Below are 19,901 nucleotides of genomic sequence, written 5' to 3' on the forward strand. Positions count from 1 at the left end.
ACCGCACGGAGAGTAGCCAGGAGCGCCGAGGAAGGCACGACAGGGTCGCCCGTCCGGGAGAACCGCGGGCAGCGGCTCAGCTGCCGCAGTCGATCTCCAGCTCCGCGGTGCCCGCCTCCTGGCCGTCCTGGCTGAGGTCCGCGGCGAGGGACAGGTGGCCGCCCGAGACCTCGTAGCGGCCGGTGCTGAGCTCCGAGGAGGCGGTGACCCCCTGGTCGTCCAGGTCGAGCCGGGCGCCGTCGGGTGAGACCACGAGCGAGATCTCGGCGGTGTCGGCGGTGCCCTCGATCCGGGTGGTGTCGCCGTCCCGGGTGCAGTCGCCGGTGAACGGCTCACGCAGCTCGCCGAGCCCCGAATAGGAGAGCACCGCCGTCCCGCTGGCCGGCCCGGCAGGTAGCGCAGCCAGGACCTCGGCCTCCTCCGGCCCGGCGAGGTCCGGGGCCGGCGGCCCGGACTCCACCGCCGGCGCCGGCTCGCCGTCGCCGGAGGCCGTGCAGCTCGTGGCACCCAGGAGCACGAGGCCCGCGGCGGCGAGCAGCCGCAGCGCCCTCACGGCTCCTGGCCCTCGTTCCCGGCGCTCGGAACGGCGGTGCCGAGCGGCGTCGGAGCGGGAGTGTCCGCCGGCGGCGCGGTGGTCGGCGGCGTCGGAAGCGTCTCCGCCGCGCCCGTGGGAGGAGCCGTCGGCGTGCGCGTCGGCTCGGGGGCGATCGCGCCGGCGGCCGCGGCCTGCGGGGCGTCAGGCGCGATCAGGTGGCCGCCCTGGAAATCCATCCGGGTGCCGCCGTCGACCCGGTAGGCGTCGCTGGTCGGGTAGCCGAGCGAGCCCAGCTCGTAGCCCTGGGCCTTGTACATCGCCAGGAGGTCTCCCCTGACCGCGTGCGCGCCCGTCCGCGGCGAGGAGTAGACGTTGCCGCCCTGGAAGAGTGTCAGGGCACCGCCGCGCAGCGCGATCTCGTTGCTGGTGGGGTAGCCCAGCGGGCCGTTCTCCCACCCGTGGGCGTGGTAGACCTTCAAGGTCTCGCCCCACACCGCGTGGGCGCCCGTCTGCGGCGACCAGTAGACGTTGCCGCCCTGGAAGAGGCTCAGGGCGCCACCGCGCAGCCGGATCTCGTCGCTGATGGGATAACCCAGCCGGCCGTTCTCCCACCCGAGGGCACCGTAGGTCTTCAGTGTGTTGCCCCTGACCGCGTGCGCGCCCGTCCGCGGCGACCAGTAGACGTTGCCGTTCTGGAAGAGGCTCAGGGCGCCACCGCGCAGCGCGATCTCGCTGCTGGTGGGGTAGCCCAGCGGGCCGTTCTCCCACCCGTGGGCGTGGTAGGCCTTCAGGATGTCGCCCCAGACGGCGTGGGCGCCGGTGCCGGGCGACCAGTAGATGTTCCCGCCCTGGAAGAGGCTGAGTGCTCCGGCGCGCAGCCGGATCTCGTCGCTGATGGGGTACCCCAGCCGGCCGAACGCGCCGCCGAGCCGGTGCCAGCGCTCACCGATGTGCCCCTGTACCCGCGGAACGAGGCCTTCGGGGAACATCGCCCGCACCGCGCCGGTGATCGACTGCTCGATGTGCGCGCCACCCCGGCCGGACGGCTCGCGCGTGAGCACGACGACGATGAAGCGGCCGTCCGGGCCGGTGAAGCCGCTGGTGTGCCGGTAGATGTTGCCGTTGACGCAGCACATCCACCCCTGCTTCTGGCCGATCACCTGCTCGCGGGGCAGGCCGTCGCGGAGGCCGAAGAACTGCCGTCCGCCGTCGCCCCACATGGTCGACTGACGCATCTGATCGACGATCCAGTTGCGCGAGCCGACGGACAGGCCGCCGACGCCGTCCATCAGGCCTCGGTAGAAGACGACCATGTCGTGCGCGGTGATGAGCGTGTTGCCCCAGTAGCGGGTGTTCGAGGTCAGTCCGGTCTCGTGCAGGCCGTAGCGCGCGATGACGTCACGGACGATGTTGTTGGCACCGTAGGCGCTCCAGAACCGGTTGGCCGGGGCGTTCGCGGAGTCGCGCAGCATCCGCCCCATGTCGGCCATGTCGGTGGGGGAGAGGCGGATCTGGCCGGCGTCCTGCCGGCGGAGCAGGTGCTCGGCGATGAACACCTTCATCACCGAGGCCGACTCGATGCGGGTGTGCGCCGCGGGTCCGTTGTCCCGGTACTCGCCGGTGAACCGGTCCAGCCAGGCGATCTCGATCGTCGTGCCGCGGTTCGTGGCGGACGTGTGCCCGGCGGACACCCGGTCCTGCCAGTGCTCGGCCCGGGCGACCCCGCCGCCGGCCAGCGCGAGCGAGATGCCCACCGCCGCGGTGACGAGGAGGCTCATCCAGCGCTTGCTCATCGCTTGCAACCTCCGTGTAGGCAGTCAGCCTTGCACAGAGAACAGCCGGTTCCGGTGGACCTGTGACACCAGTGGTGTCAGTGGCGCCAGAGATCGGTGATGGTCAGGCCGCGCTTGCCCAGCTGGGTGCGGAGCACGGTCAGCGAGAGGCCGACGACGGCGGCCGGATCGCCCTCGACGCGACGGACGAACGGCGCGCCCAGACCGTCGAGGGTGAACGCCCCGGCCACGGCCAGCGGCTCTCCGGTGGCGAGGTAGGCCTCCACCTCGGCCGGCGTCGGGTCGGCGAAGTAGACGACGGTCGAGGCGACGGCGATGTCCCGGCTGACCACCGCGCCGTCCTGCACGTCGAAGAGCGCCTGCCCGGTGTGCAGCACGCCGGAGCGCCCGGCCATGCGGCGCCAGCGGTCACGCGCCTCGGCGGCGTCGGCCGGCTTGCCCTGCGGCCTGCCGCCGAACTCCAGCAGCGAGTCCGCGCCGATGACCAGGGCGTCGGTCTCCCGCTTGGCGACGTCGGCGGCCTTGACCGAGGCCAGCAGCGCCACCTGCTCGGCGACGCGGGGAGCCGAGTACTGGGACTCGTCCACGCCGCTGACGACGACCTCGGGCGCGAGCCCTGCCTGGCGCAGCAGCGACAGCCGGGCGGGGGAGGCCGAGGCGAGCACGAGCCGGCGGTCGACGGTCACGCGAACCGCCCCGCGGCGCGCCAGCCGCCCGGACCGGCCTGGGCCGGACGGCGGTGCGCGTCGGAGTGGGACGCCCACGCGCCGACCGGGACGGGCCGGCGGCGGGAGCGGCGCTGGGAGAGCGCCGCCACGACCACGGTGAGCGCGGCGAGCTCCTCCGCGGAGGGCTCACCCGACACCACGCGGAGCAGGGGCCGCTGCTCCTCGCTCACAGCGGGATGTTCCCGTGCTTCTTGGGCGGCAGGGTCTGCCGCTTGTTGGCCAGCACCCGCAGCGCCTTGGTCACCTGCACTCGGGTGTGCGACGGTGGGATCACGGCATCGACGTACCCGCGGTCGGCCGCGATGTAGGGGTTGGCGAGGGTGTCCTCGTACTCCGAGATCAGCTCCGCGCGTCGACCCTCGGGGTCCTCGGCCGCGGCGAGCTCCTTGCGGTACAGGATCCCGACCGCGCCCTGGGCTCCGACGACGGCGATCTGCGCGGTCGGCCAGGCCAGGTTCACGTCGGCGCCGAGGTGCTTGGAGCCCATGACGTCGTAGGCGCCGCCGTAGGCCTTGCGGGTGATGACCGTGACCTTGGGGACGGTGGCCTCGGCGTAGGCGTAGATGAGCTTCGCGCCGCGCCGGATGATGCCCTCCCACTCCTGCGAGGTGCCGGGCAGGAAGCCCGGGACGTCGACGAAGGTGAGCACCGGGATGTTGAAGGCGTCGCAGGTGCGCACGAAGCGTGCGGCCTTCTCGCTGGCGTCGATGTCCAGCGTGCCGGCGAACTGGGTGGGCTGGTTGGCGACGACGCCGACCGGCCGGCCCTCGACGCGGCCGAAGCCGATCAGCAGGTTCGGCGCGAACAGCGGCTGCACCTCGAGGAACTCGCCGTCGTCGAGCACGTGCTCGATGACGAGGTGCATGTCGTACGGGGTGTTGGCCGAGTCGGGGATGAGCGTGTCGAGCTCGAGGTCCTCGTCGGTGAGCGCGCCGGGCAGCACGGTGTCGACCGGGGCGACCTCGACGGCCGGCAGCGGGTCGAGGTTGTTGCTCGGCAGGTAGGACAGCAGCGCCTTGACGTAGTCCAGGGCGTCGGTCTCGTCCTCGGCCAGGTAGTGCGCGACACCGGACTTGGTGTTGTGCGTGCGGGCGCCGCCGAGCTCCTCGAGGGTGACGTCCTCGCCGGTCACGGTCTTCACGACGTCGGGCCCGGTGATGAACATCTGGCTGGTCTTGTCGACCATCACGATGAAGTCGGTGAGCGCGGGGGAGTAGACGTGCCCACCGGCGGCCGGGCCCATCACCAGCGAGATCTGCGGGATGACGCCGGAGGCGTGCACGTTGCGCTGGAAGATCTCGCCGTAGAGGCCGAGGGAGACCACGCCCTCCTGGATGCGGGCGCCACCGCCCTCGTTGATGCCGATGACCGGGCAGCCGTTCTTGATCGCGAAGTCCTGGACCTTGACGATCTTCTCGCCGTAGACCTCGCCGAGCGCGCCGCCGAAGACGGTCACGTCCTGGGAGAAGATCGCCACCGGCCGGCCGTCGACCGTGCCGTAGCCGGTGACGACGCCGTCGCCGAACGGGCGCTTCTCGGCCATGCCGAAGTTCGTCGAGCGGTGGCGGGCGAACTCGTCGAACTCGGTGAACGAGCCCGGGTCCAGCAGCGCCTCGATCCGCTCGCGGGCGGTCATCTTCCCGGCGGCGTGCTGCTTCTCGACGGCGCGCTCGGAGCCCGCGTGCTGGGCCTCCTCGACGCGGCGCTCGAAGTCGGCGAGCTTTCCGGCGGTCGTGTGGATGTCGATGTCGCCGGGGATCTGCTCCCCGGCACCTTCGAGTTCGGCGGCACTCACGCGGTCTCGGTCTCCTCGCTGGCGCTCGTCGGCCGCCTTCGCGGCTCGATCACGGGCCGTAGCGTAAGGGAGTGCCCGACACGCCCTCATCTCGATGGTCCGATCTCACACGACCGGGGCTGGACGCCGCCGCCCTGCAGTCGGCGCTGACCCGGGACGGCGGCTTCTGGCGAACGATCGAGGTGGTCGAGGAGATCGGCTCCACCAACGCCGAGCTGAGCGCCCGGGCCGGTGATCCCGACGACGGCGGAGCGCCCGAGGGCGCCGTCCTGGTCGCCGAGCACCAGGTCACCGGCCGCGGCCGGCTGGACCGCGTGTGGACCTCCCCGCCGCGAGCCGGCATGACGGTCTCGGTGCTGCTGCGCCCGGACGTGCCGGCGGCACGCCGGGGCTGGCTGCCGCTGCTCACCGGCGTCGCGCTGGCCGAGGCCGTCCGGGAGGTCACCGGGGTGCTCGCCTCGGTGAAGTGGCCCAACGACCTGCTGGCCGCGGACGGGCGCAAGCTGGCCGGGATCCTGGCCGAGTCGGGGTCCTCCGGGCGCGCGGCGGCCGTCGTCGTCGGCGTCGGGCTGAACGTCTCCACGACCGCCGAGGAACTGCCGGACACCGGGACGTCGCTGTCGGTCGTCACGGGCGGAGTCGTGGACCGGGCGCCGGTCCTGCTGGGCTTCCTGCGCGCCTTCGAGCGCCGCTACCGCCGCTGGGTGGAGACCCTCGGTGACCCGGTGGCCTCCGGGCTGGCGCAGGACTACCTGCTCCACTCCGCGACGGTCGGCACCGAGGTGGCGGTGACGCTGCCGGACGGATCGATCCTCGAGGGCACCGCGGAGGCGGTCGACTGGGACGGCCGGCTCGTCGTCGCCGGGCGAGCCGGCCGGGTGGCGCTGGCGTCCGGGGACGTGCGGCACGTGCGGAGGGCGTGACGGCCTCCGACGGCGGGGGAGCCAGGGGCCCGACACGCCCGTGCGGAGGTGCGCCGAGGGCCTCGGGTGGCCGGTCGCTGCGTCATCCTTGAGCGGTGCCCTATCCGGACAGGTACCTCGCCGAGGACGAAGAGGTGGTGCGACGGCTGCACCCTCACTGGTCCACCCTCGTCGGACCGGTCCTGGTGCTGCTGCTCGTCGTGGGCGGCGCCTCGTTCGGCGCCGCACTGGTCCCGGTCGGGCCGCAGCAGGGGATGGTCCGGCTCGGCATCGTCGTCGTGTCGTTGCTCGTCCTGCTCGCGCTCGTGCTGCGCCCCCTGCTCCGCTGGCGCACGACGCAGTACGTGATCACGACCCACCGGCTGCTCTACCGCGAGGGCGTGCTGGCCCGGCGCGGGCGCGACATCGCGCTGTCCCGGATCACCGACGTCTCCTACGAGCAGTCGCTCGGTCAGCGGATCCTGCGGTCGGGGACGCTGTTCGTCGAGACCGCCGGCGACGGCGGCCCCACGGTGCTGCGCACCGTCCCCGACAGTGACGGTGTGAGCCAGCTGCTCACCCACATGATCGACGAGGACGCCGATCGGCGGGCGTGGGCCGACCCCCGCGGCGGGTTCGACGAGGACGCGGACCGGGGCGGCTGGGCCTACTGAGGCCCGCGCCGGTCACGTGGCCCTGGGACTGGTGATGCGGATGTGACACCAGCTGTCGACATCTGCCAGGCAAGGCCGGTCGATTCGGTCCTCACTTCGAGTGAACTATTCCCCACAGACCGTTAGCTTCGATACCGGGACGAACCGGTCCCGCTGAGGGGAGGCCGACATGGCTGCTGTGCTGGGAACCGTCCGGACGTCCGCCGTGGAACCGCGCCGTGACATCAAGGCCCTCACCGGCCTGCGCGCCGTGGCCGCGACTCTGGTGGTGCTCTTCCACGCACAGTTCTTCGTCGGCCCCTACACCGACTTCCTGCCGATGATCCGGCCGTTGATCGGTGCCGGGTGGACCGGGGTCGAGCTCTTCTTCGTGCTCAGCGGCTTCGTCATCACCTACACCTACGCCGACCGGCTGGCCCGGCTGACCCCGGGCGGGGTCGTCCAGTTCGTGCTCGCCCGCGTGGCCCGCATCTGGCCGGCCTGGGCCGCGGTGACGCTCTTCATGGGCGCGTGGGTCTGGGTGCTGCGCCGGCAGGGCATGGACGCCGACGTCATCGCCAAGCACCCGGACGCCGACCTGCCCACGCTGCTGAGCCAGCTGTCCATGACGCACATGTGGGGCCACAACAGCCCGATCGGGAACAACTACGTGTTCCCGGGCTGGTCGATCAGCGCGGAGTGGGCGGCCTACCTGGCGTTCCCGCTGCTGCTCGTCCTGCTGCGGCCGCTGCGCCGCCTCCCCGCCGTCGCGCTCATGGTCCTCTCCGTCGCGACGATGATGCCGCTCTCCGTCGAGGCGTTCCGGTTCGGCACCCCCGACTTCGAGCAGGCCTGGCCGGTCCGCATCGCCTGCGGCTTCACCGCCGGCATGCTCGCCGCGATGGCGATCCGGCGGGTCCGCGCCGGCAGCGTGCTGGAGCGGTCGGCGCCGACCCTCCTGTGGGGCAGCATCCTGCTGTTCGTGGCCGGCACCTCGTGGGCCGCGTGGCGCCGGGCCGCGGACATGACCTTCGACTACGCGGGCATCGTCGCCGTGCTCTTCCCGGTCCTGGTCGTCTCGCTCGCACTGACCGAGCAGGGGCCCGCTCGCTGGCTCGCCCGGCCGGCGATGGTGTACGTCGGTCGCATCTCCTACTGCCTGTACCTCGTGCACTTCGTGGTGCTGGACGTGGCGCTCACGATCTGGTGGCAGAACCCCGCCGACGTCGAAATCCTCTCGCCCGGCCTGGCGCTCGCGGTCCCCTTCCTGCTGATCCTGTCCTTCGTGCTCGCCGCGGCCCTGCACCACGGCGTCGAGGAGCCCGGTCGGCGACTGATCCTGCGGCTGACCGGTTCCCGCGCCGGCCGTCGCCGCGCTGGAACCGGCTCGGTCGCCCCCACGACCGCAGCCGCCACCACCGCAGCCGCAGCCACCGACGCCGCAGTCGCCGCCGTCGTGCCTCCGCGGTCGCGGGTCGGCGTGGCCGCGCCTGCTCCGGTGCCTGCGGTCATGGACAGCCGCACCGAGCGGCTGGGGCTCGTCTACCAGCGGACCGCCGAGGAGTCGCTGGACGCCCGGCCCCGGGTGCCGGCCGGCGCCGCGCCCAGCCGCGACCTGGCCTCCCGCTAAGCACCCGACCGCTCGGCGCTCCGGCTCCGCGAACCGGATCTGTCGGACCCTCGGCCTACCGTCGCCCCCATGCGTCTGCTCCACACCTCCGACTGGCACATCGGTCGGTCCCTGCACGGCACCGACCTGCTCGCCGAGCAGGAGGCCGTGCTCGGGGGTCTGGCCCAGGTCGTCACCGCCGAGTCGGTCGACGTGGTGCTCGTCGCCGGTGACGTCTACGACCGCGCGGTCCCCTCGGCCGATGCCCAGGCCGTGCTCGACCGGGTGGTGCAGCGGCTGCGGCGCGCGGGCGCGGAGGTGGTCCTCACCCCGGGCAACCACGACTCGGCGCGTCGGCTCGGCACGTTCTCGGGGCTGCTGGCCGCCGCGGGGCTGCACGTGCGGGCGACGGTCGCGGGGCTGGACGAGCCGGTCCTGCTCTCCGACGAGCACGGCGAGGTCGCCGTCTACGGGTTGCCCTACCTCGAGCCGGAGATCGTGCGGGGCGAGCTCGGGGTGACCGGAGCGCGCTCCCAGGAAGCCGTCCTCGCCGCCGCGATGGAGCGGGTCCGCGCGGATCTCGTCCTGCGGCCGCGAACCCGGTCGGTCGTGCTCGCGCACACCTTCGTGGGGGGCGGGATGTCCAGCGAGAGCGAGCGTGACATCTGCGTCGGCGGGGTCGACCGGGTGCCCGTGAGCGTCTTCGACGGCGTCGACTACGTGGCGCTGGGTCATCTGCACCGTCCGCAGACGCTGACCGAGCGGCTGCGCTACAGCGGGTCGCCGCTGGCCTACTCCTTCGGCGAGGCAGGTCAGCAGAAGCAGGCCTGGCTCGTCGATCTGGACGCCACCGGGCTGGCCGGTGTCCGCGCGGTCCCCCTTCCGGTGCCACGGCCGCTCGTGGTCCTCACCGGAACGCTCGAGGAGTTGCTGGCAGATCCCGCGCACGACGGTGCGGTCGAGGCGTTCGTCTCCGCGCGCCTCACCGACGCGGTGCGCCCGACCGACCCGATGCGACGGCTGCAGGCCCGCTTCCCGCACTGCGCGCATCTGGAGTGGACGGGGAGCGGACGCGTCTCCGACGGGCGCAGCTACACCGAGAGGCTCGCCGGTCGCGGCGATCTCGACGTCGTCGGGGAGTTCGTCAGCCACGTCCGCGCACGCGTGGGGCCGACCCAGGCCGAGCGGGATCTGCTCGCCCGCGCCCTGGGTGCGGCCGCTCACGAGGAGGCCTCCGGATGAGACTGCACCGGCTGACGCTGAGCGCCTTCGGCCCTTTCGCCGGAATGGAGGCGGTCGACTTCGACGACGTGTCCCGAGACGGGCTGTTCCTGCTGTGGGGCCCCACCGGCTCGGGCAAGACGACGCTGCTCGACGCCGTCGTCTTCGCTCTCTACGGCACGGTCCCCGGCGCGCGCGGCGAGGAGAAGCGGCTGCGCAGCGATCACGCCGACGCGGGGATCCGGACCGAGGTCAGCTGCGAGCTCACGCTGGGCTCGGAGCGGCTGCTGGTCACCCGCCGTCCCGAGCAGGCGCGTCCGAAGAAGCGCGGCACCGGCACGACCTCCGAGCCGGCCCGGCTGCTGGTGCAGCGGTACAGCCCCGGGGGCTGGGAAGCGGTGAGCACCCGCATCGACGAGGGCGCCGAGTACCTGCGCACCCGGCTGGGGCTCGACGTCCACCAGTTCTGCCAGGTGGTCCTGCTCCCGCAGGGTGACTTCGCGCGGTTCCTGCGCGCCGAGCCCGAGCACCGCGCGGAGCTGCTGCGCACGCTGTTCGACGTCGGCCGCTTCGCCCGCGTGGAGGACTGGCTCGCCCGGGAGCGCCGGACGGCCGAGGAGGCGTTGCGCGGGGAACGCCTGCAGCTGGCGGGCCTGCTGGCACGGGTGGCGCAGACGGCTGACGCCGAGGTGCCCGAGGAGCTGGCCCCCGAGCTGGTCGGTGCCGATCCGGGCGGGCCGGTCGACGCCTGGTTGGGGCGACTGCGCGGCGAGGCGGCGCGTGAGCTGGCGGCGGCCGAGGCGGCGGCCGACGCCGCGGCCGGGATCGCCACGACCGCCGGCCAGGAGCTGACCGCGGCCCGCCTCCTGGCCGACCGGCGGTCGCGCCGGGAACGTGCCGAGCAGGAGCTCGCCCGGCTGACCGCGGCGGAGCCGTCCCTGGCGCCGGTGCGCGTGCGGCTGGACGCCGGCCGCCGTGCCGAGGCGCTCCGTGACGTGCTGGAGTCCGCAGGACGCGCTGCCCGTGACGCCGAGCGGGCAGCCAGGGAGCTGGGAACCAGCCGCCGGGCCTGGGCCGCCACCGGTGAGGCTCGCGAGCCCGCCGTCGACCTGGCCCGCCGGTTGCGCGACGACGCGGCCGAGGCGCGCGCCCTGCAGCCGGAGGCGGAGCGCGCCACCGACCTGGCCCGGCGCGCAGGCCGTTCGGCGGTCGAGGTCGCCCGGCTCGCCCAGCGGTGCGCGGCCGCCGAGGCGGCGCTGGAAGCCCTGCCCGCAGCGATCGCCGAGGCTCAGTCCGTGGTCGAGCTCGCCGCCGCAGCCGCGGCGGGGGTACCGGTGCGCGCCGCCGACGCCGAGGCCGCCCGCGCTGCGCTGGCCGCCGCTCGCGACGCCGAGCGTCTGCTCGAACGGCTGTCCCGGGCGCGGGCCGCCGTAGAGACCGCGCGCGAGCGTCAGCTGACCGCCCGCGAGGAGCTGGTCGACCTGCGCAGCCGGCGGCTCGACGGCATGGCCGCCGAGCTGGCCGCGCAGCTGGTGGACGGGGGCGATTGCCCGGTCTGCGGCGCGGTGGAGCACCCGCGCCCCGCCGTGCACGCCGGTCTCGCGGTCTCCGCCGAGGACGAGGACCGTGCCCGGGCGGACGTCGAGGCCGCCGAGGCGGAGTCGGCGCGGGTCGTCGCCGCCGCTCAGGAGCTGGAACGGGCGCTGGCTGTCCTGCGGTCACGCGCGGGAGAGCGTCCGCGGAACGAGCTCGAGACCGCTGCGGCGGAGGCCGAGCGGATGCTGGCTGACCTGAGCGCTGTCGCCGAGGAGCTGCCGGCAGCGCGGACGCGCCTGGCCGGGCTGACCGACGAGCGCGACGAGCTGGCGACGCGGCTGACCGCCGACCGGGTGGAGCTGGGCAGCCGCACCGCCGAGCGCGACGCGCTGGAGAGCGAGCTGGCCGTGCTCACGACCCGGCTGGACACAGTCCGGGGAGACGACCCGAAGCTCTCGGACCGGGTGCGCCGGCTCACGATCGCGGCGGAGCGCTGCGAAGCGGTCCTCGACGCCGAGTCGGAAGAACTGCGGGCGCGGGTGGCCGCCGATGCGGCCCGGCGCGCGGCCGAGGAGCGCAGTGACGCGGCCGGTTTCGCCTCTCTCGGTGAAGCGGCCGGTGCGCTGCTCGAGCGGGTCGAGCTCGCGGCACTCGAGGAGCAGGTGACGGCGCACGAGCGGGCTCTCGACGCGGTGCGAGGGGTCCTCGCCGACCCCGAGCTCGCGGCGCTCCCGCCGGCGGCAGAGCTGTCGGCGGCCGAGGCCCGGTGCGCCGAGGCCACCGCCGCCCGGGAGGAGGCCGTGGCGGCGCTGCACCGGTCGCGCCGGTGCAGCGTCGATCTGGACGCGCTCGCCGGTGACGTCGTCGCCGCCGAGATGCGGCTGCACGAGCGCCGTGGCATCGCCGACCAGGTGGCCGGCCTGGCGGACCTGGTCAACGGCCGCGGCGCGAACACGATGCGGATGCGGTTGCAGTCCTTCGTGCTGGCCGCGCGGCTCGAGCAGGTGGCGGAGGTGGCCAGCCGGCGGCTGCTCGAGATGTCGGGCAGCCGGTACACGTTCCGGCACAGCGACGCCCAGGGCCGCAACGGCGCCCGCGGTGGGCTCGGCCTGGAGGTCTTCGACGAGTACACGGGCACGCTCCGGTCCACCAAGACCCTCTCCGGTGGGGAGAGCTTCATGGCCTCGCTGTCGCTGGCCCTCGGCCTCGCCGACGTGGTCACCGCCGAGAGCGGTGGGGTGCAGATGGACACCCTCTTCGTGGACGAGGGTTTCGGCACCCTGGATGCGGGCGCCCTGGACGCCGTCATGGACGTGCTCGACGACCTCCGGCGCGGCGGCCGCACCATCGGCGTCGTCAGCCACGTGGAGGAGCTGCGCACGCGGATCCCCACGCGACTGGAGGTCGTCACCGGCCGGTCGGGTTCACGCCTGGCGGCGTGAGCCCGACCGCCGGTGCCGGAACTCGTGTCAGGAGACCCCGGGCTCCGTTGCTGTGGCCCGGGTGCAGCTGACCCCGTCGAGGTCGGTCAGGACACCGTGACCGTGCCGGTCGCCGTCTGCACGGTGAGGGTGCCGCCCTGGAAACGCTGGGCGACGCCACCCGGGACGGCGCGCTGCTCCTCGACGGGATAACCGAGGGCCCCGACCTCCCAGCCGCGCGCGCCCCAGGCATCCCGGATCGCGCCGCTGACCGCGCGCGCACCGGTCGCCGGGCTCCAGTACACGGAGCCCTTCGCGAACGTCTGGAAGCAGCCACCGCGGACCAGCCCGCACCGCTCTTCGCCGGTCGGGTAGCCCAGGGATCCGGCGCCTCCGCCGCTGGCCGTCCAGGTGGCAGCGATGGCGCCCCGGATCGAGTGGGCGCCGGTGCCGGGGGAGTAGTGGATCGTGCCGTGCTGGAAGTTCTGCGAGCAGCCGGTGCTGCTGGTGCCGCAGTTGTCGCCGCCGGTGGGGTAGCCGAGCCAGCTGCGCTCCCAGCCCAGGGCGCCCCAGGTGCCGAGGATCGCCCCGCGGACGGGCTGTGCGCCGGTGGCCGGGCTGTAGTAGACGGCGCCCTTGGCGAAGGGCTGGAAGCACCCGCGCCCCGGGAGCCCGCAGACCTCACCGCCCGTCGGGTAACCGATCAGCTTCATCGGGCCACTGCCGGACTTCCAGGCGGCGCCGATGGTGCCGCGGACGGGTACCGCTCCGGTGGACGGCGACCAGTGGATGCTGCCGTTCTGGAAGTTCTGCGAGCAGCCGGTGCTGCTGGTGCCGCAGTTGTCGCCGCCGGTGGGGTAGCCGAGCCAGCCGCGCTCCCAGCCCAGCGCACCCCAGGTGTTGAAGATGGCGCCGCGGACCGCGTGAGCTCCTGCCGACTTGCTGGCGTAGATGATCCCGCCCTGGAAGACCTGGAAGCACCCGCTGTCAGGGAGCCCGCACACGCGGTCGGCGACGGGGTAGCCGACGACGCCCCGCTCCCAGCCCTGGGCGTGGTAGCCGGCGGTGATCGGCGCCGCGACCGGCACGGCGCCCGTGGCGGGGCTGTAGTAGAGGGTGGCCTTCTGGAAGCTCTGCAGGCAGCCGCCGCGGACGAGGCCGCAGACCTCGCCGCCGGTGGGATAGCCCAGTGACCCGGTCTCCCAGCCGCGGCCTGCCCAGGCCGCGCCGATGGCGCCACCGACGGCATGGGCGCCGCTGGCATGGCTCCAGTAGATGGCGCCGAACTGGAAGTTCTGGAAGCAGCCACCGCCGGCCAGGCCGCAGATGTAGCCCGACGTCGGACCGCCGAGGCGGCCCGTCGGGCCCCCGAGGGCGCTGTGCGCCTCGAGGATGGCGGCGGCGCCCGGTGACTGCGTCGAGCCGAACCAGTCGGTGAAATAGGTCCAGAAGTTCCGGTTGCCGTAGGTCGCGCACCCGAAGTCGGGGGAGGTCCTGGGGACGCCGGCCGGGCCGGAGAAGAGTGCGGCCTGCGTGGGTCGGTACGGCGTGTAGTTGTAGAGCCCTGCGGTCGCCTGATTGGCGATGTAGACCTGCGAGGTGCCGCATCCGATGTTCGGGTGGTACTGGATGGTGTTGGTCCGGCCGGCCTTGTAGCCGTACCGCGAGGCCTCGACCCGGTACCTCTGGAACTGCCGCGCGGCGAAGTAGACCTGGCTCACCAGCCCCTGGAAGGCCGGGTTGCAGGGGGCGGTGTCGGGGCAGCCGAACCCGGTGGCCTTCTGGTACTCGTAGGTGCCGGGCTTCGTCCGGGTGACGAGGCTCTGCTCCTTCTGGAGCAGTACGAGCAGGACGCGCGGATTGATGCCGCACGCGAGCGACGACTTGGCGATGATCGTCCCGGCGGATTCCCGAAGTGCGCCGCGGTATCCCGCGCACAGGTTGTCCGCGGCCTGGTCGGCGGTGTCCTGCGTGTAGTCCTTGAGGCAGGGCATGGTGCCGGCGACGCAGTTGGTCCCCTTGGCGTCCAGGAAGCGCTCGATGGCGAGAGCGTCCATCGACAGGGCGTCGAAGAAGACGGCGTCGGAGATGATGTTGCCCGCGTCGAACAGGTTCATGTCGGCGGCCCGAGCCGTGCTGTCCGGTGCGCTGCCCGTCGTCGGGACCAGCAGGGCAGTAGCGACCAGGGCTGCGACGGTGACCAGCCGGGTGAGAGCGCGCATCACGGCACCACCACCTCCACCGGCTCGGACGAGGCGGTCGACGTACCGGAGCGGTAGCTGAGGACCGCCGACCACGGACCGGGGGACAACTGGCTGCCGGGGACGGAGGCGCCACCGCACCAGGTCGTGTTGACGTCCGGGGTGGCGGGCACGGTCGCCGTGACCGATGTGCCGGCACGGGTGAGGGTCAGGGTGCAGGTGGCATCGCCCGTGCCGACCACGGTGAGGTGCCCGTCGACCTCGACGGCGCCGACGGCGGGGTTCCAGCCGGAGTAGGTGAGGAAGACGGTGGCGTCGTCCGCAGGGGCAGGGGTGACCCGGGGGTCCGTGGCCACGTCGGTCGGGTCCGGGCGCGTGGGGTCGATCGGCGCGCCGTAGACGCCGGGAGCGTCATCGACCGCCGCCTCGACGGAGGGGGCGGCGGACGTGGTGTCCGCATCGTCGGCCGGACTCTCCGTGGACCCGCAGGCCGCGAGGCCGGAGAGAGCCGCCAGGCCGATGGCGAGAGCGGCAGTGTGCCTTCTGTGGAGCATCGTCTTCCCTTGCTGGATGGTTCGGGGCCTCGTGCTGGATCCCCTCCGCGGCCAGGTCGGTGTCACCCGCAACTTGACTACTCCTCAGGTTCGCACGAGCACGCAGTGCAACCAGGGAGCGACGCGGACCTGTTCGTCTAGGCTCATCGCCCGATGCCTGGACCCACGCCTCTCGACCCGGCCACCGGCCTGCCCGTCGTCGCCATGGTCGGCGGTGGCCAGCTCGCGCGGATGACCCATCAGGCGGCCGTCGCGCTGGGGCAGTCGCTCCGGGTGCTCTCGGCCGGACCGGCGGAGTCCGCCGCCCTGGTGGCCGCCGACGTCCGGATCGGCGCCCACGACGACCTCGACGCCCTCCGCGACCTGGCCGACGGCGCCACGGTGGTCACCTTCGACCACGAGCACGTCCCGACCGAGCACCTGGCGGCCCTCGAGCGCGACGGTGTCCGGGTCGCACCCGGACCGGCGGCGCTGGTGCACGCCCAGGACAAGCTGGTGATGCGCCGCGCTCTGGCTGGAGCGGGCGAGCCGCAGCCGGCGTGGGCCGAGGTGGTCTCGGCCGACGACGTCGCAGCTTTCGCCGACGCCCACGGGTGGCCGGTGGTCCTCAAGACCCCGCGAGGCGGCTACGACGGCAAGGGCGTCTTCGTGGTGGACGACGTCGCCGAGGCCGCCGCGCTGGTCGACCGGCACGGCACGCTGCTCGCCGAGGAGCGCGTCGCCATGGTGCGCGAGCTCTCCGCCCAGGTGGCCCGCTCGCCCTTCGGGCAGGTGGCGGTCTGGCCGGTGGTGGAGACCGTGCAGCGCGACGGCGTCTGCGCGGAGGTCTACGCACCGGCACCCGGTCTCGACGACGACCTCGCCACCGCCGCCCAGGAGCTCGCCGTTCGCATCGCCGACCGGCTCGGCGTCGTCGGCATGCTCGCCGTGGAGCTGTTCCAGACGCCGGACGGCGTCGTGGTCAACGAGCTGGCCATGCGGCCGCACAACTCCGGGCACTGGTCGATCGAGGGCGCTCGCACCAGCCAGTTCGAGCAGCACCTGCGCGCGGTGCTCGACTACCCGCTCGGCTCGACGGCGATGACCGCCCCGGTCGTGGTGATGGCCAACGTGCTCGGCGGCGCCGCGGCGGCCGACGACTGGGCCGGCCCCGGTCTGGACGAGCGGATCCACCACTTCATGGCGCACTGGCCCGACGTGAAGCTGCACTGGTACGGCAAGGGTCAGCGGGCCGGCCGCAAGCTCGGCCACGTGACCGCGCTGGGGGAGGACCTCGACGAGGTCCGGGCCCGCGCCGTCGCCGCCGCCCGGTACCTGGCCGACGGCGTGGTCGATCCGGCGTTCGCCTTCGACGAGGAGCACTGAGGAGCACGATGACCGAGCAGCGCCGCGACAGCGACGACCCCGTGGTCGGCATCGTGATGGGCAGCGACTCCGACTGGCCGATGATGGAGCCGGCGGCCGCGGCGCTGGAGGAGTTCGGCGTCCCCTACGAGGCGCACGTGGTCTCCGCCCACCGCACCCCGCGCCGGATGCTCGACTACGCGGAGAGCGCCGCAGGGCGCGGACTGCGGGTCGTCATCGCCGGCGCCGGGGGAGCTGCCCACCTGCCGGGGATGGTCGCGGCCTCGACCCCGCTGCCGGTGATCGGCGTTCCCCGTCCGCTGGACAGGCTCGACGGGCTGGACAGCCTGCTGTCCATCGTCCAGATGCCGGCCGGTGTGCCGGTCGCGACGGTGAGCATCGGCGGAGGACGCAACGCCGGTCTGCTGGCCGTCCGCATCCTCGCGGCGGGGAACCCGGAGCTCCTCGCCGCCGTGGTCCGCTTCCAGGCCGACCTCGCCGAGTCCGTCGTCGCACGCGACCTGGCCCTGCAGGAGCGGCTCGCTACCGACGGGTGATGCGGCCCCCTGCGGGGGCCCACCGCGAGCGCGCGAGTGGAGGGGGGTAGGGGGTCCCTCAACTACGATCGGTCGCGTGGGAGACAACGCTGCGGGGCTCTACGCCCTGACCGAGGAGCACGACGCCATCCGCGCCGCCGTCCGCGACATCGCCGAGCGGGAGATCGCGCCGTACGCGGCCGAGGTCGACGCCGACTCGCGGTTCCCGATCGAGGCGCAGAAGGCGCTGACGGCGGCCGGGTTCCAGGCGACCCACATCCCCGAGCAGTACGGCGGCGAGGGCGCCGACGCGATCGCGACCTGCATCGTCATCGAGGAGGTCGCCCGCGTCGACGTCAGCGCCTCGCTGATCCCCGCGGTGAACAAGCTCGGCTCGATGCCGATCATCCTGAGCGCCGACGAGGCCCTCAAGCAGAAGGTGCTCGCGCCCATCGCCGCCGGCGACGCGATGATCAGCTACGGCCTCTCCGAGCGCGAGGCCGGTTCCGACGCCGCCGCGATGAAGACCCGCGCCCGTCTCGACGGCGACTCCTGGGTGCTCAACGGCACCAAGGCGTGGATCACCAACTCCGGCATCTCCGAGTGGTACACGGTCATGGCCGTGACCGACCCGGAGAAGGGCGCCAAGGGCATCTCCGCCTTCGTCGTCCACCGCGACGACCCGGGCTTCGCCGTCGGCCCCAAGGAACGGAAGATGGGGATCAAGGGCTCGCCCACCTGCGAGCTCTACTTCACCGACTGCACCATCCCGGCCGACCGGATCATCGGCGAGCCCGGCACCGGCTTCAAGACCGCCCTGCGGACGCTGGACTTCACCCGGCCGACCATCGGCGCGCAGGCCGTGGGCGTCGCGCAGGGCGCCCTGGACGCCGCCGTCGAGTACACCCGCGAGCGCAGGCAGTTCGGCCGCGCGATCGCCGACAACCAGGGCGTGCAGTTCATGCTCGCCGACATGTCCATCCAGATCGAGGCCGCCCGGCACCTGGTCTACGTCGCCGCTGCCCGAGGCGAGGCCGCCCACGCCGGCGGCAAGGTCGACCCGGACCTCGGCCGACTGTGCGCCGCCGCGAAGTCCTTCGCCTCCGACGTCGCGATGAAGGTGACCACCGACGCCGTCCAGCTCTTCGGCGGCGCCGGCTACACCCAGGACTTCCCGGTCGAGCGGATGATGCGCGACGCCAAGATCACCCAGATCTACGAGGGCACCAACCAGGTGCAGCGCATGGTGATCGCCCGCAGCCTGCTGCGCTGAGCCCGACCGGGCGCGAGCTGCGGCTGCCGGTGCCTCAGCCCAGCAGGCGGGAGATGCCCGCGAGGCGCTGGTCCCCGGCCATGGTGGCCAGCCACGCCGACCAGCCGGGTCGCGCCCGCAGCTCCTCCAGGGCCGCCCGCGCCGCGGGGCGGTCCCCGCGGCGCGAGGCGGCGAGCGCGGCGTAGAGGTCGCGGGCGCCCTCCGGGGCGAAGACCGCGAGGGTCTCGTAGTCGCTCTCGGCGTACGCCCGCTGCAGATTCCACAGCATCCGCAGCTGCGCCACCGGATCGCCCGAGTCGTCGACCCGCAGGTCGGTGACCACCCCGTCGTCCTCGTCGGTGGCCGGTGCGGTGCCCACGACCAGCAGCGCCGCGGACTGCCGCCCCCGCAGGTCGCCGCCGGCCTCCTGCCCCGCGGTCAGCGCGGCCAGCAGCCGGTCGGCCAGCGGTCCGGGGCGGCCGGAGAACCCCCGCAGCATCGCCGGGAGCACCTCCGGAGAGGCCAGCATGTTGCCCTGGACGGTGACGCCGTCACCGACCAGATGGCCGCACTCGGGAAAGGATCCCGGCCCGGTGTCGGCGGCGATCCGGCCCGTCGCGTCGACGACGGCGACCTGCCGCTCGGCGTCCTCGGCGGCGTGCGCCGCCCGCCGCACCAGCTCCGCGGGGGCGGCCCCGCCCGCCAGCGCCGTCAGCAGCGACGCCCCGAGCCCGCGGCGGCTCCGGGCCTGGACGGCGACGACGCCGACCCCCGGCGCCGCGCTGGGCACGGCGCGGCCGACGGCGAGGATGCACGAGGAGACGGCGATGCCCATCTCACCGGCGACGGGGTCGTGGCCGAGGACGGAGAAGGTCATGCGCCGGACCGCCCGTTGCAGCTGCCGACGACCATGCCCCTGACCACCGTCCGTCGCGGCGACCGGCGCCCCTGATCAGGCGGGACGGCCCAGCTCGCGAATGCCCTCGATCCGGCGTCCGAGCGTAGCCGTCACCCGCTCGGCCTCGGCGCGCCGCGCCACGCGGTCCTCGGCCGCGTGGCGGTGCAGCACCAGCGAGGCGCCGGCCGCCAGCGGAGCGAGCAGCCAGGCCACCGGCCCGGCCTCCTCGGCGGTGCGTTCCTCCACCAGCACCCGGTCGCCGGCGACGATCCCGAGCCGCCCGGCCAGCTCCGTGGCCGCGGGCACCAGGCCGCCGAGCTCCAGGGCCAGGCCGCCCACCAGCAGCCCGGGCTCCGTGGGCCGCGGCGGGTCGTAGGGCGTGAAGAAGTCGCCGTGCACCCGCACCTCGAGGGCGAAGTCCCGGGCCTCGCCGGTGTACCCGGCCATGCCGAGGCCGAGCGGGTGCAGGGAGAGCCCGAGCAGCTCGCCGGTGCCGGCGGCCGCCTGTGCCTCCTCCAGCGCGTCGAGCCGGTCCCGCGCGGCCAGCACGACGTCGACGTCGGCCAGCCGCTCCTCGTCCTCGGTCGCGGTGTCGAGCACGGCCGCGCCGCAGCTCCACACCGCCAGCAGCACCGCCGCCGTCTGCCAGTGGACCGGGAGGGCCAGCGCCACGGTGCTGCCCGGCCCGACGTCGAACTCGTCCTGCAGCAGGTTGGCGGTCTTGGCGACCCAGTTGGCCAGGGTCGCCGCCGACAGCTCGACCCGCTCGTCGGTCGCGTCGTCGTAGAAGGTGACCAGCGGCGCGGCGGGGTCGCGGCGCAGCGCCGCGGCGAGCAGGTCGGCGGGCAACGCGGCCCCGGAGGTCGGAGACGCGGTGGGTCCTGTGGTGGTCACGGGACCAGAGTGTCAGGACAGGGCGGGAC

17 protein-coding genes are annotated in these 19,901 nt (G+C 73.8%); 8 read left to right on the forward strand and 9 right to left on the reverse strand.

Features of this window, described 5'->3' with window-relative positions:
- Positions 1 to 76: 76 nt before the first annotated feature.
- The 5 genes from LBW97_RS14785 to LBW97_RS14805 all read right to left on the reverse strand — a co-directional run bounded on the left by LBW97_RS14785 (position 77) and on the right by LBW97_RS14805 (position 4,851).
- The gene (locus tag LBW97_RS14785) at positions 77 to 553 is read right to left on the reverse strand and encodes a hypothetical protein (RefSeq protein WP_224500110.1); all 477 of its coding nucleotides are present in this window, start codon (positions 551 to 553) and stop codon (positions 77 to 79) included.
- The gene (locus tag LBW97_RS14790; protein ID WP_224500111.1) at positions 550 to 2,328 is read right to left on the reverse strand and encodes a serine hydrolase; all 1,779 of its coding nucleotides are present in this window, start codon (positions 2,326 to 2,328) and stop codon (positions 550 to 552) included. Before LBW97_RS14790 ends, LBW97_RS14785 begins: the two co-directional genes overlap by 4 nt.
- A 77-nt stretch (positions 2,329 to 2,405) precedes the next feature.
- A complete protein-coding gene (locus LBW97_RS14795) occupies positions 2,406 to 3,014 on the reverse strand; it encodes a nucleoside triphosphate pyrophosphatase (RefSeq protein ID WP_224500112.1) in 609 nt (202 codons plus the stop codon).
- Positions 3,011 to 3,226 (reverse strand): acyl-CoA carboxylase subunit epsilon, encoded by a 216-nt coding sequence (locus LBW97_RS14800; RefSeq protein WP_224500113.1) that lies wholly within the window; start codon positions 3,224 to 3,226, stop codon positions 3,011 to 3,013. Before LBW97_RS14800 ends, LBW97_RS14795 begins: the two co-directional genes overlap by 4 nt.
- Positions 3,223 to 4,851 (reverse strand): acyl-CoA carboxylase subunit beta, encoded by a 1,629-nt coding sequence (locus tag LBW97_RS14805; RefSeq protein ID WP_224500114.1) that lies wholly within the window; start codon positions 4,849 to 4,851, stop codon positions 3,223 to 3,225. Before LBW97_RS14805 ends, LBW97_RS14800 begins: the two co-directional genes overlap by 4 nt.
- A 71-nt stretch (positions 4,852 to 4,922) precedes the next feature.
- On the opposite strand from LBW97_RS14805, the gene LBW97_RS14810 reads away from it, so the two are divergent.
- From LBW97_RS14810 to LBW97_RS14830, 5 genes are all read left to right on the forward strand, one after another.
- Positions 4,923 to 5,774, forward strand: a complete 852-nt coding sequence (locus LBW97_RS14810) for a biotin--[acetyl-CoA-carboxylase] ligase (RefSeq protein ID WP_224500115.1) — start codon at positions 4,923 to 4,925, stop codon at positions 5,772 to 5,774.
- 95 nt (positions 5,775 to 5,869) lie between these two features.
- Positions 5,870 to 6,427 carry a PH domain-containing protein gene (locus tag LBW97_RS14815; protein ID WP_224500116.1) on the forward strand — a complete coding sequence of 186 codons (558 nt, stop codon included), beginning with the start codon at positions 5,870 to 5,872 and terminating at the stop codon, positions 6,425 to 6,427.
- 169 nt (positions 6,428 to 6,596) lie between these two features.
- Positions 6,597 to 8,036, forward strand: coding sequence for an acyltransferase (locus LBW97_RS14820; RefSeq protein ID WP_224500117.1), 1,440 nt, complete (start codon positions 6,597 to 6,599; stop codon positions 8,034 to 8,036).
- A gap of 69 nt (positions 8,037 to 8,105) precedes the next feature.
- Positions 8,106 to 9,257, forward strand: coding sequence for an exonuclease SbcCD subunit D (locus tag LBW97_RS14825; protein ID WP_224500118.1), 1,152 nt, complete (start codon positions 8,106 to 8,108; stop codon positions 9,255 to 9,257).
- Positions 9,254 to 12,214 carry an AAA family ATPase gene (locus LBW97_RS14830; RefSeq protein WP_224500119.1) on the forward strand — a complete coding sequence of 987 codons (2,961 nt, stop codon included), beginning with the start codon at positions 9,254 to 9,256 and terminating at the stop codon, positions 12,212 to 12,214. Before LBW97_RS14825 ends, LBW97_RS14830 begins: the two co-directional genes overlap by 4 nt.
- Before the next feature lie 86 nt (positions 12,215 to 12,300).
- On the opposite strand, the gene LBW97_RS14835 is transcribed toward LBW97_RS14830, so the two are convergent.
- Entirely contained in the window at positions 12,301 to 14,415 is a 2,115-nt protein-coding gene (locus LBW97_RS14835; RefSeq protein ID WP_224500120.1) for an LGFP repeat-containing protein, read from the reverse strand.
- Positions 14,415 to 14,948, reverse strand: coding sequence for a hypothetical protein (locus tag LBW97_RS14840; protein ID WP_224500121.1), 534 nt, complete (start codon positions 14,946 to 14,948; stop codon positions 14,415 to 14,417). The genes LBW97_RS14835 and LBW97_RS14840 overlap by 1 nt, the downstream gene beginning before the upstream one ends.
- 153 nt (positions 14,949 to 15,101) lie before the next feature.
- On the opposite strand from LBW97_RS14840, the gene LBW97_RS14845 reads away from it, so the two are divergent.
- The 3 genes from LBW97_RS14845 (at position 15,102) to LBW97_RS14855 (ending at position 18,101) form a co-directional block, all read left to right on the forward strand.
- Positions 15,102 to 16,313, forward strand: coding sequence for a 5-(carboxyamino)imidazole ribonucleotide synthase (locus LBW97_RS14845; RefSeq protein WP_224500122.1), 1,212 nt, complete (start codon positions 15,102 to 15,104; stop codon positions 16,311 to 16,313).
- A gap of 8 nt (positions 16,314 to 16,321) precedes the next feature.
- Positions 16,322 to 16,849 (forward strand): 5-(carboxyamino)imidazole ribonucleotide mutase, encoded by a 528-nt coding sequence (gene purE, locus LBW97_RS14850; protein ID WP_224500123.1) that lies wholly within the window; start codon positions 16,322 to 16,324, stop codon positions 16,847 to 16,849.
- Positions 16,850 to 16,925: 76 nt separating this feature from the next.
- Positions 16,926 to 18,101: an acyl-CoA dehydrogenase family protein gene (locus LBW97_RS14855; RefSeq protein WP_224500124.1), complete on the forward strand. Its 1,176-nt coding sequence runs from the start codon at positions 16,926 to 16,928 to the stop codon at positions 18,099 to 18,101.
- A 34-nt stretch (positions 18,102 to 18,135) separates the two neighbouring features.
- On the opposite strand, the gene LBW97_RS14860 is transcribed toward LBW97_RS14855, so the two are convergent.
- Together LBW97_RS14860 and LBW97_RS14865 are read right to left on the reverse strand one after the other, a co-directional pair.
- The gene (locus tag LBW97_RS14860) at positions 18,136 to 18,957 is read right to left on the reverse strand and encodes a DUF1028 domain-containing protein (protein WP_224500125.1); all 822 of its coding nucleotides are present in this window, start codon (positions 18,955 to 18,957) and stop codon (positions 18,136 to 18,138) included.
- A gap of 75 nt (positions 18,958 to 19,032) precedes the next feature.
- On the reverse strand, positions 19,033 to 19,872 hold the full coding sequence (locus LBW97_RS14865) for a TIGR03089 family protein (protein ID WP_224500126.1): 840 nt from the start codon (positions 19,870 to 19,872) through the stop codon (positions 19,033 to 19,035).
- Positions 19,873 to 19,901 lie beyond the last annotated feature (29 nt).

Origin of the sequence: Blastococcus sp. LR1 (assembly GCF_020166105.1) — a bacterium.
Taxonomy (GTDB): Bacteria; Actinomycetota; Actinomycetes; order Mycobacteriales; family Geodermatophilaceae; genus Blastococcus.

Excerpts from the sequence above, each read along its gene's own strand:
- purE (WP_224500123.1), top strand. The coding sequence starts at position 16,322 with ATGACCGAGCAGCGCCGCGACAGCGACGACCCCGTGGTCGGCATCGTG.
- LBW97_RS14840 (WP_224500121.1), bottom strand. The coding sequence starts at position 14,948 with ATGCTCCACAGAAGGCACACTGCCGCTCTCGCCATCGGCCTGGCGGCT.
- LBW97_RS14835 (WP_224500120.1), bottom strand. The coding sequence starts at position 14,415 with ATGCGCGCTCTCACCCGGCTGGTCACCGTCGCAGCCCTGGTCGCTACT.
- LBW97_RS14825 (WP_224500118.1), top strand. The coding sequence starts at position 8,106 with ATGCGTCTGCTCCACACCTCCGACTGGCACATCGGTCGGTCCCTGCAC.
- LBW97_RS14860 (WP_224500125.1), bottom strand. The coding sequence starts at position 18,957 with ATGACCTTCTCCGTCCTCGGCCACGACCCCGTCGCCGGTGAGATGGGC.
- LBW97_RS14845 (WP_224500122.1), top strand. The coding sequence starts at position 15,102 with ATGCCTGGACCCACGCCTCTCGACCCGGCCACCGGCCTGCCCGTCGTC.
- LBW97_RS14830 (WP_224500119.1), top strand. The coding sequence starts at position 9,254 with ATGAGACTGCACCGGCTGACGCTGAGCGCCTTCGGCCCTTTCGCCGGA.
- LBW97_RS14820 (WP_224500117.1), top strand. The coding sequence starts at position 6,597 with ATGGCTGCTGTGCTGGGAACCGTCCGGACGTCCGCCGTGGAACCGCGC.
- LBW97_RS14790 (WP_224500111.1), bottom strand. The coding sequence starts at position 2,328 with ATGAGCAAGCGCTGGATGAGCCTCCTCGTCACCGCGGCGGTGGGCATC.